Source organism: Ruegeria sp. CF5 (assembly GCF_056537325.1).
The window spans coordinates 94,048-109,021 of record NZ_JBQFRI010000008.1; the positions used below are offsets into that span (position 1 = coordinate 94,048).

Annotated in this window: 18 protein-coding genes; 9 read left to right on the forward strand and 9 right to left on the reverse strand. The window is 61.7% G+C overall.

From position 1 onward, the window contains the following. Positions 1–8 precede the first annotated feature (8 nt). Positions 9–719 carry a phosphonate metabolism transcriptional regulator PhnF gene (gene phnF / locus ACR0NW_RS17725; RefSeq protein WP_480451796.1) on the reverse strand — a complete coding sequence of 237 codons (711 nt, stop codon included), beginning with the start codon at positions 717–719 and terminating at the stop codon, positions 9–11. Between the two features lie 103 nt (positions 720–822). Here phnF and phnG point away from each other — a divergent pair, with 103 nt between their 5' ends. The 8 genes from phnG (at position 823) to phnN (ending at position 6,379) form a co-directional block, all read left to right on the forward strand. Continuing rightward, on the forward strand, positions 823–1,284 hold the full coding sequence (gene phnG, locus ACR0NW_RS17730) for a phosphonate C-P lyase system protein PhnG (RefSeq protein WP_480451797.1): 462 nt from the start codon (positions 823–825) through the stop codon (positions 1,282–1,284). Beyond that, a complete protein-coding gene (gene phnH / locus ACR0NW_RS17735; protein WP_480451799.1) occupies positions 1,281–1,856 on the forward strand; it encodes a phosphonate C-P lyase system protein PhnH in 576 nt (191 codons plus the stop codon). The genes phnG and phnH overlap by 4 nt, the downstream gene beginning before the upstream one ends. A gap of 3 nt (positions 1,857–1,859) precedes the next feature. Beyond that, positions 1,860–2,951, forward strand: coding sequence for a carbon-phosphorus lyase complex subunit (locus ACR0NW_RS17740; RefSeq protein WP_480451800.1), 1,092 nt, complete (start codon positions 1,860–1,862; stop codon positions 2,949–2,951). Positions 2,952–3,224: 273 nt separating this feature from the next. Beyond that, positions 3,225–3,431 (forward strand): hypothetical protein, encoded by a 207-nt coding sequence (locus tag ACR0NW_RS17745; RefSeq protein ID WP_480451801.1) that lies wholly within the window; start codon positions 3,225–3,227, stop codon positions 3,429–3,431. A gap of 65 nt (positions 3,432–3,496) precedes the next feature. Beyond that, entirely contained in the window at positions 3,497–4,357 is an 861-nt protein-coding gene (locus ACR0NW_RS17750) for an alpha-D-ribose 1-methylphosphonate 5-phosphate C-P-lyase PhnJ (protein WP_480451802.1), read from the forward strand. After that, positions 4,354–5,124 (forward strand): phosphonate C-P lyase system protein PhnK, encoded by a 771-nt coding sequence (gene phnK / locus ACR0NW_RS17755; protein ID WP_480451803.1) that lies wholly within the window; start codon positions 4,354–4,356, stop codon positions 5,122–5,124. The genes ACR0NW_RS17750 and phnK overlap by 4 nt, the downstream gene beginning before the upstream one ends. A gap of 26 nt (positions 5,125–5,150) precedes the next feature. Then, on the forward strand, positions 5,151–5,834 hold the full coding sequence (gene phnL, locus ACR0NW_RS17760; protein WP_170654266.1) for a phosphonate C-P lyase system protein PhnL: 684 nt from the start codon (positions 5,151–5,153) through the stop codon (positions 5,832–5,834). Continuing rightward, positions 5,831–6,379 (forward strand): phosphonate metabolism protein/1,5-bisphosphokinase (PRPP-forming) PhnN, encoded by a 549-nt coding sequence (gene phnN / locus ACR0NW_RS17765; protein ID WP_480451806.1) that lies wholly within the window; start codon positions 5,831–5,833, stop codon positions 6,377–6,379. The genes phnL and phnN overlap by 4 nt, the downstream gene beginning before the upstream one ends. On the opposite strand, the gene ACR0NW_RS17770 is transcribed toward phnN, so the two are convergent. Beyond that, on the reverse strand, positions 6,361–7,044 hold the full coding sequence (locus ACR0NW_RS17770) for a DUF1045 domain-containing protein (protein ID WP_480451808.1): 684 nt from the start codon (positions 7,042–7,044) through the stop codon (positions 6,361–6,363). The two genes, phnN and ACR0NW_RS17770, sit on opposite strands and share 19 nt — an antisense overlap. Positions 7,045–7,097: 53 nt before the next feature. Here ACR0NW_RS17770 and ACR0NW_RS17775 point away from each other — a divergent pair, with 53 nt between their 5' ends. Beyond that, complete coding sequence (locus ACR0NW_RS17775) at positions 7,098–8,240, forward strand: alpha-D-ribose 1-methylphosphonate 5-triphosphate diphosphatase (RefSeq protein ID WP_480451809.1); 1,143 nt, start codon at positions 7,098–7,100, stop codon at positions 8,238–8,240. Here the strand turns inward: ACR0NW_RS17775 and ACR0NW_RS17780 are convergent, their stop codons facing one another. The 7 genes from ACR0NW_RS17780 to ACR0NW_RS17810 are packed head-to-tail and all read right to left on the reverse strand — an operon-like array spanning position 8,241 to position 14,733. Beyond that, entirely contained in the window at positions 8,241–8,717 is a 477-nt protein-coding gene (locus ACR0NW_RS17780; protein WP_480451810.1) for a class I SAM-dependent methyltransferase, read from the reverse strand. A gap of 15 nt (positions 8,718–8,732) precedes the next feature. Further along, positions 8,733–9,482, reverse strand: coding sequence for a polysaccharide deacetylase family protein (locus tag ACR0NW_RS17785; protein WP_480451812.1), 750 nt, complete (start codon positions 9,480–9,482; stop codon positions 8,733–8,735). Beyond that, the gene (locus tag ACR0NW_RS17790; RefSeq protein ID WP_480451814.1) at positions 9,479–10,621 is read right to left on the reverse strand and encodes a glycosyltransferase family protein; all 1,143 of its coding nucleotides are present in this window, start codon (positions 10,619–10,621) and stop codon (positions 9,479–9,481) included. Before ACR0NW_RS17790 ends, ACR0NW_RS17785 begins: the two co-directional genes overlap by 4 nt. Next, positions 10,618–11,202, reverse strand: coding sequence for a histidine phosphatase family protein (locus ACR0NW_RS17795; RefSeq protein ID WP_480451816.1), 585 nt, complete (start codon positions 11,200–11,202; stop codon positions 10,618–10,620). Before ACR0NW_RS17795 ends, ACR0NW_RS17790 begins: the two co-directional genes overlap by 4 nt. Further along, entirely contained in the window at positions 11,199–12,275 is a 1,077-nt protein-coding gene (locus tag ACR0NW_RS17800) for a glycosyltransferase family 4 protein (protein ID WP_480451818.1), read from the reverse strand. The genes ACR0NW_RS17795 and ACR0NW_RS17800 overlap by 4 nt, the downstream gene beginning before the upstream one ends. Then, positions 12,272–13,522, reverse strand: a complete 1,251-nt coding sequence (locus ACR0NW_RS17805; RefSeq protein WP_480451820.1) for a glycosyltransferase family 4 protein — start codon at positions 13,520–13,522, stop codon at positions 12,272–12,274. Before ACR0NW_RS17805 ends, ACR0NW_RS17800 begins: the two co-directional genes overlap by 4 nt. Next, on the reverse strand, positions 13,519–14,733 hold the full coding sequence (locus ACR0NW_RS17810; RefSeq protein ID WP_480451821.1) for a glycosyltransferase family protein: 1,215 nt from the start codon (positions 14,731–14,733) through the stop codon (positions 13,519–13,521). Before ACR0NW_RS17810 ends, ACR0NW_RS17805 begins: the two co-directional genes overlap by 4 nt. Positions 14,734–14,974 lie beyond the last annotated feature (241 nt).

Below are 14,974 nucleotides of genomic sequence, written 5' to 3' on the forward strand. Positions count from 1 at the left end.
CTGATCGCTTAATCGTCCGCGATGGTCAGCGTGACCCTTTCGCCGGCGAACACGGTCCTGCCGTATTCAACCGGGCGCCCGTCCGGATCGACGTTGACGCCGACCGAAAACAGGACCGGCGCGCCTTCGCTCAGTTGCAGGTGCAGGGCCTGCGTGGCGCTGGCCTGTCTGGCGGTCAGTCGTGTCGAAATGCGGGTGTAGTCCGCGATGCCGTTCAGCTGCAGGGCCTTGGTGACGGATTGCGTCTCTTCCAGTGTGCCCGGCAAATCCGGAAACCGCGCCGCCGGGAACACGCTTTGAAAGACCGCGATGGGCTGCCCGTCGGCAAGCGACAGCCCGTCATAGACGTGGACGGGATCACCGGTTTGCAATCCCAGCGCTTCTGCTTCGGCCTCGTCGGCCGCGCGGGTGTTGAGTGCCAGTATCTTCTTTCCCGGAATTTTGCCGCTGGCCGAGATGTTCCGGTGATACCGGACCCGTTTGCCAATCGGGTAATCCGTCGGGCGCGCCGCGACAAACACTCCGGCGCCGCGACGCGCGTGAACCAGACCTTGTTCGGCCATTTCAGACAGCGCGCGCCGGACCGTGTGGCGGTTGACCCCGTGGGTCGCGGCCAATTGTGCTTCGGTCGGCAGGCGGTCGCCTGTGTCATACCGCCCTTCGGCGATGTCCGAGGTCAGGCTGAGGGCAATGCTTTTCCAGACGGGTGTTCGGCTCATGTCATCAAAACTTCACAAGGTTGAGGATTGCGAGTCGCACCCTCAGGAGTTAATATTTGTCTAGTTGTATAGTAAATGTAGACAACCCGGCCAAGAGGCTTTGATGGCAAAACAGACAGAAATTGCGGCTGAGACGCGTAAGGAGTGGATGGGGCTGCTGGCCCGGGCTCCGGACGGTGCGGTAATGGCAGTGTGGGATCGCATTACGGATCGCCCCACCTTTGAGTGGCTTCGCGCGCCCGAGGTGGGTGGCGTGATGGTCCGTGGGCGGACGGGCGGCACCGGCGCCCCGTTCAATCTGGGGGAAATGACGGTGACGCGCTGTTCGCTGGTGCTGGAGGATGGCACGGTCGGGCACGGTTATGTGCAGGGCCGTTCCAAGCCGAAGGCCGAGGTCGCGGCCATTGTCGACGCGCTGATGCAGACTTCGGCGGCGGAAAAGGTGCGGGCCGAAGTGCTCGACCCCCTGAAGCGGCAGATGCAGGCGGCAGGAACCAAGCGCGCTGCCAAGGCGGCTGCGACCAAAGTCGACTTTTTCACAATGGTTCGGGGGGAAGACCAGTGAACGCCCAGACGCAATTCTCAGGCGGATTTAGAAACGCGCCCATTGATGCGGCCCATGCGTTTCGCGCTGTCATGACCGTGATGGCGCGACCGGGTGAGATCCGCGCGCTTTCCGGGGCTGAGCCACCTGCGCCGTTGTCCGTGGCGGCCGGTACGCTGTTGTTGACGCTGTGCGATCCGGACACGCCTGTGCATCTTGCAGGACGCTTGAATACGGATGCGGTTCGTCAGTGGCTGACCTTTCACACGGGCGCGCCACTGGTTGGACCAGCCGAGGCGGATTTTGCTGTGGGGAGCTGGGCAGAACTCGGCTCTCTGTCAGCCTATCGGGTGGGAACGCCAGAATATCCGGACCGCTCCGCGACATTGATTATCGAATGCGATGAACTGGGCCAGAGCGGTGCTGTTCTGCGCGGGCCGGGCATCAGGGAAGCCGCATATCTGTCTCTGCCCGATATTCCCGCGATGCAGGCCAACGCGGTGTTGTATCCGCTGGGCCGCGACTTTTTCCTGACATGCCGGGACCAGGTGGCGGGCCTGCCGCGCAGCACTCAGATCGAGGCGGAGGGATAAGCCATGTATGTAGCCGTCAAAGGGGGCGAAAAGGCCATTGAAAACGCCCATGCGTGGCTGGCCGAAGAACGCCGGGGATCGACTGATGTGGCCGAGCTGAGCCTTGCCCAGATCCGCGAGCAGTTGAGCCTTGCGGTGAACCGGGTCATGGCCGAAGGCTCGCTATACGATCCGGATCTGGCCGCGCTGGCGATCAAGCAGGCGCGCGGCGATCTGATCGAGGCCATTTTCCTGATCCGTGCCTATCGGACGACATTGCCGCGGTTCGGATACTCGGACCCTGTTGAAACCGGCGAAATGGCCTGTGATCGCCGTATCTCGGCCACGTTCAAGGATGCGCCGGGCGGGCAGGTTCTGGGACCGACTTTCGACTACACCCACCGTTTGCTGGATTTCAAACTGGCCGCGGATGGTGAAGTTTCGGCGGCGCCCGAAGGGATGGCGCGGCAGGAGCCAACGCCGCATATCACCGAATTCCTGAAGGGTGAGGATATCATTCAGGATGAACCGGCCAGCGAGGATGTGCCGGGCGACCTGACGCGCGAACCGATGGAGTTTCCGTCGAACCGCCCGCTGCGCCTGCAATCGCTGACGCGCGGGGACGAAGGGTTCGTGCTGGGCATGGCTTATTCGACCCAGCGGGGATACGCCCGCAATCACGCCTTTGTCGGTGAGTTGCGCATCGGCAAGGTCGCGGTCGAGATGGACATTCCCGAGCTGGGCTTTGCCATCGAAATCGGCGAGGTCGAACTGACCGAATGCGAGACGGTGAACCAGTTCAAGGGCTCCAAAACCGAGCCGCCTCAGTTTACGCGCGGTTATGGTCTGGTCTTTGGTCAGTCCGAACGCAAATCCATCGCCATGGCGCTGGTGGATCGGGCGCTGCGGTGGAAGGAACTGGGCGAGGACAATCTGGGCGCCCCGGCGCAGGATGAGGAATTTGTTCTAAGCCACGCCGACAACATTCAGGCCACCGGGTTTCTGGAGCATATCAAGCTGCCCCATTACGTGGATTTTCAGTCCGAACTGGAGTTGGTGCGCAAGCTGCGCCGTGAGGCCGAGGAACGGATCGCGCCACGGGAGGCTGCGGAATGAGTTCAGTCCCCGCCACCGCCGTCGCCACCACCATCTCCGTCTCCTCCTTCGGAGTGCCAGGCCCCTCCGGGTTGGGCAGGGTGAAGGTCAGAACGGCGTTCACTGCCGTCGAAATCAACCCAGAGCCAAACCCCGTTCTCATCCCGTCGCAGGGTTTTTCGACGCTTCTCCTTTCGGATTTGGTCGCGAATTGTGAAACCTACAGCGGCTGCAAAAATAACCCAAAAGAAAAAATACTCCAACGCGCGCCCTTTCGAAATCGTGGAGAATCAAATGTTTGAGCGCAGCTTGGCCTATCCTGACGTGCATGCCAAGCGGGCGATCCGTTCCGCAAAGCTCAGAGGTACGGTGGGTGTTCTCTGGAATTCCCGCGTGCATGCGACACGTCAACCGAACTCCATTCTCCGGTTGTGTCGCGGCGCATGGCGCGCCGTCGCCGTCTGGCGTGACGCTTATGCCAAAGCAAATAGATCACCATGATCAATAAAAATGAACCAAGAACCCAAACGTCCACAAAAACACCAAAAAACAAAGTGATACATCAAATGAACGAGTATAACTTCGCATATTTGGACGAACAAACCAAGAGAATGATCCGCCGTGCCATTCTGAAAGGTTTGGCGGTGCCCGGCTATCAGGTGCCCTTTGCAAGCCGCGAGATGCCGATGCCCTATGGCTGGGGCACCGGCGGCGTGCAGGTTTCGGCCGCCACGCTGACGCCTGATGATACGTTCAAGGTGATCGATCAGGGCGCCGATGACACGACCAACGCGGTCTCGATCCGCAAGTTCTTTGAGAACACGGCAGGCGTCGAGACCACCGAGGAAACCCAAAAGGCCACGGTCATTCAAACCCGCCACCGCATCCCCGAGGCGAAGCTGCGCGAGGATCAGATCATCGTCTATCAGGTGCCGATCCCCGAACCGTTGCGCTTTTTGGAGCCGCGCGAGACTGAAACGCGCAAGATGCACAGTCTTGAGGAATACGGGCTGATGCATGTGAAACTCTATGAAGATATCAGCCAGCATGGCGCGATTTCGACCGCTTATGCCTATCCGGTGAAGGTCTCGGACCGCTATGTGATGGACCCGTCTCCGATCCCGAAGTTTGACAACCCCAAGCTGGAAATGGACGCGATCCAGCTGTTCGGCGCAGGACGCGAGCAGCGGATTTACGCGGTACCACCGCATACCAAGGTGGTGAGCCTTGATTTCGAGGATTACCCGTTCGAGGCCACTAAGGCCGACCATCCCTGCGATCTGTGTCGGGCCGAAGACAGCTATCTGGACGAGGTGATCATGGATGATGCGGGCAACCGGATGTTTGTCTGCTCGGACACCGATTATTGCCGGTCGCGCCGTGAGGCGGGCCATGTGGGCCGACTGGCCGAGGAGAATGCGGCATGACCCCTCTGTTACAGGTCAAAGGCATCGAGAAACGCTATGGCGCGCGGATCGGGTGCACGGATGTGAGTTTCGATCTCTACCCCGGTGAGGTGATGGGAATCGTGGGCGAAAGCGGGTCGGGCAAGTCGACCCTGCTGAATTGTCTGGCGGGGTATCTGGAGCCCGATGCGGGGCAGGTTGTCTTTGACACCCGTGTCGACGGTCCGGTGGATACAGTGACGATGTCCGAACCTCAGCGCAGGATGCTGGGCCGGACGGACTGGGCCTTTGTGCATCAGCATGCCCGCGACGGGTTGCGCATGTCGGTCAGTGCGGGCGGCAACATCGGTGAACGTCTGATGGCCGTCGGTGATCGTCACTATGGCGATATCCGCGACAAGGCCATCGACTGGCTGGGCAGGGTCGAGATTGACGAGGCGCGTGTCGATGATCGCCCAACCGCGTTTTCGGGCGGGATGCAGCAGCGGTTGCAGATCGCGCGCAATCTGGTGACGGGTCCGCGGCTTGTGTTCATGGATGAACCGACCGGCGGGCTGGATGTCTCGGTTCAGGCGCGTCTGCTGGACCTGCTGCGCGGGCTGGTGCGCGAGATGGGGCTGAGCGCCATCATCGTCACCCACGATCTGGCCGTGGTGCGCCTGCTGGCGGACCGGCTGATGGTGATGAAGGACGGCCACGTGGTCGAGGCCGGATTGACTGATCAGGTGCTGGATGATCCGCAGCATGCCTATACGCAACTGCTGGTATCGAGTGTGTTGCAGGTTTGAATCCGTATTTGGGACGAGAAGAAGCGATGATTGAGTTAACTGAAGTCAGCAAAAGCTTTACCCTGCACAATCAGGGCGGCGCGGTAATTCCGGTGATGGAGGGTGCTTCGCTGAAGGTCGCACCCGGTGAGTGTGTGGCCCTGACCGGTGCGTCGGGCGCGGGCAAGTCGACGCTGATGCGTGTGATCTACGGTAACTATCTGGCGGCCTCGGGGCAGGTTATGGTCGGTGGTCTGGATGTGGCACGGGCCGAGCCGCGCGAGATTCTGGCGCTGCGGCGTGAGACGCTGGGCTATGTCAGCCAGTTTTTGCGCGTCGTGCCGCGCGTGCCGACGCTTGAGGTGGTGGCCGAGCCATTGCTGGCCATCGGATGCGACCGGCAGGTGGCACTGGACAAGGCGGCAGAATTGCTGGCGCGGCTGAATATACCCGAGCGGCTGTGGTCGCTGAGCCCGACAACCTTCTCGGGCGGAGAGCAGCAGAGAGTGAACATCGCGCGCGGTTTTGCGCATGACTATCCGGCGATGTTGCTGGATGAACCGACGGCCAGTCTGGATGCGCGGAACCGGGAAACGGTGTTGTCGCTGATCGAAGAGGCCAAGGCGCGTGGTGCGGCGATTGTCGGCATCTTCCACGACGTCGAGGCGCGGGAACGGGTGTGCGATCGCGAAGTTGATGTTTCGGACTTCACGCCGGGGATGGCGGCATGAGCCTTGCACCCGTCATAGCCGTTGTTGGCCCTTCGGGGGTCGGCAAGGACAGCGTGATGGAGGCGCTTGAGGCGCGTGCGGATGGCATTCAGCGGGTGCGGCGGGTTATTACGCGGCCCGCAGGGGAGGAAGGCGAAGACTTTGACCGGGTCTCGGTTGACGTGTTCCAGCAGATGGCACGGGACGGTGCATTTGCGCTGCACTGGCCTGCGCACGGTTTGTTTTACGGCGTTCCGAAAGAGATTGCAGATCAGCGGCGAAACGCCAGAGCTGTATTGGTCAACCTGTCCCGGGCCGTGCTGTTGCAGGCGCAGGAGGTGTTTGGCGATCTGATCGTGATTTCACTGACCGCGGACGCAGAGGTTCTGGCGCGCCGATTGTCAGCACGTGGGCGGGAAAGCGCGGCAGAGCAGGGTCGGCGTCTGGGCCGGGCCAAGGCGCCGCTGCCCGAAGGTTTGAACCGGGTTATCGAGATTGATAACTCCGGTCCTCTGGAGGCGACAGTGGATGAAATTTTGGCGCGTCTTCAGCCAGAGAGGGCATAGCGATGGATCAGGTGAAACCGACCATCTTCAGCCTCGCCCATCAGGGCCAGATCATCTATCCGAAACGGGGCGGGCAAAAGCGGGCCGAGATGGGTGCCCAGCGCCGATTGCACGCTTGCCAGTGTTGGTTTGTCCAGCTTGCCGCTGAGCGTGATGTGAAAGCGAAAGGCGTCCAGCACGAAGGGATAGCCCCAGTCTGTCAGGTTGGCATCCTGTTCCGGCGTCAGGCCACTTGCACGTCGACGGGCCAGTTCAGCTTCGGGTGCAGGCGCGCGGAACCTGTCAAGGTCACGGACACAGGCGGCGGCCAGCATGTTCAGGGCCTGGGCATCACCCAGCGGGCGCAAAGCGAGAAACCGGCCAAGCCGCGCGATGTCCAGGCCATCCAGCAGGACCGGCGCATGAGACTTCGCGAGGTGCGCGCAGGCGTCCTGCAACGCTGCCAGCGATTGCCCCTCGGACAGGCGGAACGGCGGCTTCATGGTCGCGTGCAGGCCATACTTACGCGGCACTTCGGTGACTGTGGCAACGTCGATGCCGTTCACAACGGGATGCGCGACCTCGGCACCGGTTTCCATGTCCCAGCCCAGCCAGTTGGTTGCGAATTTCGTCCATTCCGCGTCAGCGGGTGGCGCAAAATAAATCGCGTATCGCGTGAATGTCACATTGGCCTCCTACCTGTGTGGCCGATCCATAGCTCAAACTGTGTGAAGTTCAGATGACAGAAGAATTGATCCTTGCCAATGCTACGCTTGTGCTGCCCGGTGAAACCGTCACCGGCAGTGTTCGGATCGTGGGTGAGACCATTGAAGCGGTCGATACCGGCGCGGCCGTTCCCCCCGGCGCAATTGATTGTGAAGGCGATTATGTCAGCCCCGGCCTGATCGAGTTGCATACCGACAATCTGGAGCGTCATATCCAGCCGCGCCCAAAGGTGGACTGGCCCCATGCGGCGGCAATTATCGCCCATGATGCCGAACTGGCCAGCACGGGCATCACCACCGTGTTTGACGCGATGCGCGTGGGGTCGATCCCGTCCGGCGCGGCGCGGTATCTGAAATACGCGCGCGGGTTGTCGCAGGAATTGTGGCAGCTGCGCGAGCAGGATGCGCTGAAGATCAGTCACTTCCTGCATCTGCGGGCCGAGGTCTGCTCGGAAACGCTGTTGGATGAACTGGATGAGTTCGGGGCCGAGGACCGTGTGGGCCTGGTGTCCCTGATGGATCACACGCCGGGGCAGCGGCAGTTTCGCGATTTGTCCAAGCTTGAGGCCTATATGAAGGGCAAACATGCGATGGACGATGACACGTTCATGCAGCACGTGGCTCAGTTGAAGGGGCTGCGGGACCGCCACGGTGACCAGCACGAGATTGAAACGGTAAAAGCCGCGCGGCGTTTCGGGGCCGTGCTGGCCAGCCATGACGACACTACCGCCGAGCAGGTGCGCGTGTCGGCGGATCATGGCATTCGCCTGGCCGAGTTCCCGACTACCGTCGAGGCCGCCCGGGCCTGTCACGATCACGGTATCAAGGTGATCATGGGAGCGCCGAACCTGATCCGCGGTGGGTCACATTCCGGCAACGTTGCCGCGCATGAACTGGCCGAGCTGGGCCATCTTGATATCCTGTCCTCTGACTATGTTCCTTCGGCGCTGCTGTTGTCGGCGGCCAGACTGGGGGAGATGTGGGGCGACATGGCGCGGGGGATGAAAACCGTGACCCAGACCCCCGCCCACGCTGCGGGGCTAGAGGATCGCGGGGAAATTCGGGCCGGGACACGTGCCGATCTGATCCGGTTCAGAATGCGCGCAGGGGTGCCCGCGCTCAACGCTGTATGGTCGCGGGGTCGGCGCGTCGCGTGATCAGGTGCGATAGAACAGATACCGGTCCGGGGCGATGGTTTCGGGGCCGGATACCTGTTGGAAGCCAACCAGCGGCTGACCTGAAATAAGTAACCCGCCGGGCAGCATGACCCGGGCGATCAACGGGCTGAGGCGTGCGGCCTCGGCCACGTCCTCGTCCTTGATGCCGCGCCCGAAATCGTAATGCGCCAGAATTACGCGGGGGCCGCCGGCCGCCAGTTTTTCTAGCATCGGCTCGGCCTCGCCCATCAGGAAATCCTGTTCCGGTGGAGTGCTGGAGGGATGGCATTGCAGAACACGGTCCATGACCCAGATTCTCCGCTGGACCAGAATCTCGCGCAGATGGTCGTATGTGCGGCCGTTGCCAAGGCCCATATCGAGGACGTCGCCATCCTTGTCGGTTATTTGCATCGCCGCCCAGTTCAGACCGTCCCGTTGGGCAGTCAGGCGGCGCAGCATTGAATCCAGTCGGCTCATCGACAACTCCTGATTTCAGTCTTTGGGTGCCGTCCACAGGCTGACCGGGCCGGTCAGGAACCTGTGCAGCAATTCCCGGGTAAAGGTCCAGATGTCGTCATCATGGACAAGGTGGTGGGTCAGCAGGCCAAAAGGTTCTGCATTATCCGCTTGCCCCTCGCGGCGATCCCGCAGCAGGGCTGTGGCTTGCATGATCAGTTTGTCCGGCGATACCAGACCGCGCGTACCGCGCCAGTCGATCGGATCGAGATGGGTGTTGACCCGTTCAAGCCTCGGCGCGGCAAAGCGCGATTTGCGCGGGGTTGCCGTGGACAGGATGCGAAACCCAAGCCCGGGCAGTTCCTGCGCGATCTCAGGCGCGATCCGGTTCCATGGGGGAACGAACATCGGTCTGAGCTGCCCGCCGAACAAATCTTGCAGGCGGGTCATCCCGGTCTGTGCGTCGGCAATCATCTCCTGCATTGGTCGATGCAGACGGAATTCGGATTTCTTTTCCGTAGCGGGCGCGTGATTGGCGTGGGCCCATCCGTGAACCACCGGTATCAGCCGTGTCTGAGACAGAAACGCAGCAAGGCTGTCATCCGCGCCCTTCGGGATAATGGCGAGATGCACCGGGACGCCGGATTGTGCAGACAGGTCAGCTAGTTGCTCAAGCTGGGGCGTCACCGTCACCGCATCATCGTCGCGCCACCAGAAGGGCAGGCGCAGGTCCTGCTGTTCCCACAGGGCGAGTTCCTGCTGAAGGGGTGTCCAGTCCGGGGTCATCCTTGTGCCTCAAGCAGCTGTTTCGCGATGTCCACCGAACGCTCTGCACCATCGAAGGACAGACCAGAGGCGTCCCTTGCATTTTCTGACACGACTTGTCCGACCGCCTGAACCAGATTTTCACCGCTCAGCTGAGCGCTGGTGACGACATCGATGCCGGGCATGTGGCTCAAGCTGCGTGCGCGCAGTCCCTGTTCGACCTCTTGACCGTCATCGAACGGGATGAAAACAGCCGGGGCGCCGCTTTGCAGGATATCCAGAACCGTGTTGTAGCCACACATGCTGATGGACGCGGCGGCGTGATACAGCATTTGCCGAAAATCCGGGCGGACGGGTTCGATGATTACCGGTGCGCCCTCGGCCATCGCCTGGAACCTTGTGATGCGCGCCTTTGCATCTTGTCCGCCCACCAGCAGGCGCCAGCGGCTGCTGGTCATCTTACGGGCGGCCTCGATGGCCGCGTGGAAGATCGGATCGCCAACCGAACCGCCACCAGCACTGACCAGAATCTCGCCTTCGCCCATCTTCTCCGGATGATGTCCCGCAGGGCCGGGCGCAACGTAGCCGGTATAGTGGAGCTTTTTGGCCAGACGTTCCGATACCGGCCAGCTTGCATCCAGCGTCGTTGTTCCGGGATCAGAATGCACAAGAACACCATCATAGTAGCGTTCCAGTATTTCGTCGGCACGCGTTACTTTTGCTGGCTTGGAAGGTGGCGCGAGGATATCGCGGATCGAACTCAGAACAACCGGGCGGCGCGGCAGGGAATGGGCCGCCTCGAGAAGGCTTTCGAACTCCTCCGCCAGCACCCGGCGACCAAACGGGAAAAGCTCGGTGATCAGGACATCGGGTGCAAAATCGCGAACCGCAGCCCCAAGCGCAGCCGCGCGGGCCTGCAGGTATCCGGCATCCGCAACTTCTCCGCTCTCAGTCAGAAGGCGGGTGAAGTTGGTTCCGTCAGATCGTAGCGGTGGCAGTCCAAGGAGTTCAATCCCGTTGCTGTTCAGCTGTGGCGCGGGCATGCCACCCGACACGACGAACACAGTGTGCCCGTCGCGGCGAAACGCGTGGCCCAAAGTCAGGGCGCGGCTCAGGTGGCCAGTGCCCAAAAGATGGGTGACCGCGATCATCACCTTCATGCCGTGCCCTCTGCCGGGATCAGCCGGATTGGTTCGGGTTCCGGGGTCATTGTCGTCAGGTCGATCACAAACAGGCGGTTGCGTTTTATTTTGAACGGTGCGGGGCCACTGAAATCCCATCCCCATGCCTTGGCCAGAATGATGCGCATGATCCCGATGTGGCAGACGGCAACGGTGTCGCCGTGCAGATCATCGAGCCAGGGTTGAAGGCGCTGCCAGATCTCAGCAGGGCTTTCGCCGCCGGGGGGGCGATAGGACCAGCCCCAGTCTTCGATATGACGATAGCCGCTATCGGGGTCTTCGATCAGGTCGGCGCCCCGCAGCCCTTCCCAGTCACCCCAGTCCATTTCGATCAAAGCGCCGGAGATCTGCGGTTCGTGCCCGGTGACCAGTTTCGCCGTCTCACGGGCCCGGGCAAGGGGGCTGGACCACAGGTTTGCCTTGTCCCAGGGCGTTGGCAGGCGCAGGCCGGCAAGACCGGTGCTGGCTTCGTCGTCCAGCGGAATATCGGTGCGGCCCTGAATGCGGCCCGCGCGGTTCCATTCGGTATGTCCGTGGCGCAGAAGTGCGAGGCGTTTCAAATTTCTGCCTCCAGCAATGGGTTGACGGTGGACCAGAAAATCCCCGAGGCGGCAGGCATTAGGTGTCGTTCCCTTACATAATCGCGGGCCATTTGCCCCTTATCGTGGCGCATCGGAGCATTGTTCCAAAGCTGCGTCAATTGGTGGGCCAATGCTTGCGGGCCATCCGTGGCGTAAGGATATTCGCCGGGCAGAAGAACGTCGCGCACGCCGGGGCGGTCCTGCGCCACAACGGGTACACCTGTGGCCTGCGCCTCAAGATAGACCATTCCGTAGGCTTCGTTCACGCCAGGCCAGACGAACAGCGCCGCCTGTTGGTAGACCGTCTGCAGGGCATCGCGGTCAAGCTGGCCGAGGAACCGGACCTTGTCTCCAAAGGGCACCATCAATGCCTCGACCTGCGGTCGGGCTGGGCCGTCACCTGCGATATCCAGCGCCCAATCGCCATCCAGATGGCTGAGGGCCTGAGACAGGATGCGATACGATTGCAGCTTGTCGCCGTCCCGCATCATGCCGACCGTCAGCATCGGTCCGGCCTGTGTCGATGCAGGTGGCAATTCCGTCAGCGGCAGGAAGGGGGGAAGATTGACCAGAGCCTGCTGGCCATAGCGTTCCCGTTCCAGTGTGATGAGGTCATTGGCGGTGTGATAGAAAATCACGTGGGCCGCGTCGCAGGCCTCATGCGCAGCCTGTGCAAAGTCTGACCACGGGCCCGACAGGCGGCTTGTGGCGCGGGTGCTTTCTAGCTGGACATAGGAAATGCCGCGCGCTGCGCTTACCGCAGGTCCAATCAGGTCGGGGGATTTATAGTAATTGTGATACGTCACCCAAAGGGCTGTGTCGCCGGGCAGGGACGCTGTCAGGCGATCAACTTCCTTAATGGCAGCCTGCTGCAGTTCTGCCTGTATCTGGCTGTCACCGGTTTTGTCGAAGATGCGTAGTTCCGAAACCAGATCGACCTGTGCGCCCTGCGCCCCGATAGCGCGCATCAGGTTGCGGGCCATTTCCCGGTCACCCGAGGGGACCGGGCTGTTGGGAGACTTCATCGGGGCATAGAAGGCGACGCGGGTCATGGGTGATTATGGGAACAAAGCGCGTTCAGCCGATCGGACAGGCGCGCGATTCCGGGGGCCATGCCGAATTCCGATACCAGCCGTTCGCGGGCGGCCTTTGCCATACGCTCGGCACCCGCCGGGTTTTCAGCGACACTTTTGATGGCTTGCGCCAGCGCATCCGGATCGTCATCGGACAGGATGCCGTGAATTCCGTTTTCGATGAACTCGGGGATGGCCGAGACCGGCGTCGACAGGATCGGCAGGTTCTGCGAGGCGGCCTCCATCAACACGTTGGGCAAGCCATCGCGGTCGCCGTCGGTTGCGACACGGCTGGGCAGGACAAACAAATCGGCCTGTTGCATGGCCCCGATGACCTCGGGCTGGTCACAGGCACCCATCCAGGTGATGCGGTCGGCCACTCCTGCCGCCTGAGCCTGCGCCTGCAGCATGTCCCGCATCCCGCCACCGCCGATATGAACCCAATGCCAATCAAGGGAGGGCGGCAGCAGGGCGAAAGCCGAGATCAACCGGTCGAAGCCCTTCTTTTCAACCAACCGCCCAACGGACAGCATGCGAAAACCCGCATCAGCTTGGCGGAGCGCGCGGACGGGCGGTGTTGGAAAGCGGGTCAGGTCCAGACCGTGATACACCAGATCAACACGCGCCGGGTCGTCGGCCAGCGCGCGCAGATGCTCGGCGCCAAAGGCCGTGCAGGTTGCGCCAAAGGCGGCGCCATATGTATCGGCGCGCAGTTTTTCGCGCTTTTCCCACTCGGGCGAGGTCCAGATGTCCTTGGCGTGGGCCGAAAAGCTCCACGGTAGCCCGCGCATGATCGCGGCATAGCGGGCTACGGATGAGGGGGTATGCATGAAATGCGCGTAAAGCGCGCAGGATTCCGGCGGCAGTTCGGCAGCCAGAACGCAGGCCTGTCCGAAACGGCGGATGCGGTTATGTGTCGGGTCACGCCTGAGATCGTTGCGCCAGACCTCGTAGGCCGTGTGATAGCCGGGCAGGGTTCGCGCGATTTCGCGGGCGCGCCAGACGCGCCGGGGTTCTTCGTACAGATATTCCGGCAGATAGCGGACTTCGCCGGTGAACCGGTCGTGCAAGGGGTGACGTTTGGTGTCGGTGGGGTGCCGCAGGGACCAGATATCGAAACGATGCCCGGCCTCCTGAAGGGCGACCAGTTCCTGAGCGATAAACGTCTCGGACAGGCGCGGCCAACCTTTGACCAGCACCGCCAACTTGGGCGCAGTTGCCTTCATGCGGTGGCCTGTCTCATTTCCTGACTCAATAGCGCATCAACCCGGTGGGTGACATAATCCAGCCCGTCCAGCAGACCGCCCTTGATGGCCTGAGACGGCAGGGATTGTTGCGGCAGAGAGCGTATGGCCTGAATCATGGCGTCGGTTGTCAGCCCGTCGCGCTTTTCATCCAGCATCCGCACCAGTCCCAGATCCTCGGCGCGGGATGCCCGGATCCATTGTTCCAGACGCGGGGTTGTACGGGGCACGATCAGCGCGCGTTTGTCAAAGGACAGAACTTCGCAGAACGTGTTGTAACCGCCCATGCAGACAACACCCGATGCACCTGCAAAAAGGGTTTCGATCTGGGATTCGAAGCCAACTGCCGTAACCCGTCCGTTCAGTGCGGCAACGCGGGTTTCGAAATCCTCGCGCAGTTCACCCGACAGGAACGGCCCATAAACCAGAACCGCGCGCGGCCCCAGATCGGGGTCTTTCTCATAAGCGGACAGGACCAGATTGACCATCGCCTTGCCATCGCCGCCGCCGCCGGGCGTGATCAGGATGTAAGGTTGTTCCGGCGGCTCGCCGATGGGGCCGAGATCACGGCGCAGATAACCGGTCCAGTGGATGCGGGATTGCGCATCGGCACTGAGTGGCAGGCCAGAGGTCGGATCGTAGACCGAGCGCAGACCATAGACCCAGATTTCGTGATAAAATCGTTCGGTCGCCGCAACGGCATCCTTGCGATCCCATTCGGTTGCCAGCACGGCTGGTTCATCCAGAACGTCACGCAGCCCCAGCACCAGCTTTGTGCGACCTGTTCGTTCAAGATGTTCCAGCGTGGGTATCAGCTCGCCGCGAAAACCGGTTGGTTCCTTGTCGACGATCAGAACGTCGGGATCGTATTGGGTGACAGCGGTCTGGATCAGGCCCGAACGCAGCTCGGTCACCTCGTCGATGCCCATGCCGATAGTCTGTGCGGCATAGGACCCGTCCGCGCGCTTGGTTACCCCCGGCAGCCTGACGTGGTCGACCCGGCGCGGAAAGGTGAAGCGGCCAGCCACCGGAGACCCCGTCAGGATCAGTGCCGATGCCGTCGGATCAGCCCCGGTTATGGCCGCTGCAAGCGCGCGGGACCGGCGCAGATGCCCCAGTCCGAACGTGTCGTGGCTGTAGAACAGGATACGCGGCTCGCGCCCGGACTTGTACGTGTTGTTGTTCTGACTCATGCTTCCGCCCGCAAGCTCGGTTTCTGTGCAGAATTCGCGCGTGAGCACCTGTTATCGTATAATTTTCGGCAGTGCTTGCCAAAGCGAAAGCCGTGAGGTCCCGCGAAGGTGAAGCATTGCGATTTCGCAACAGGGTGAAACGGTGAAATCCGATGGGATGCCCGGCGCCAGGTCCATGAACCGCGGATCGCAAAAACGGATATTGTCACATTGCTGCGGCCAATCATTGCGAGCCCTTGTA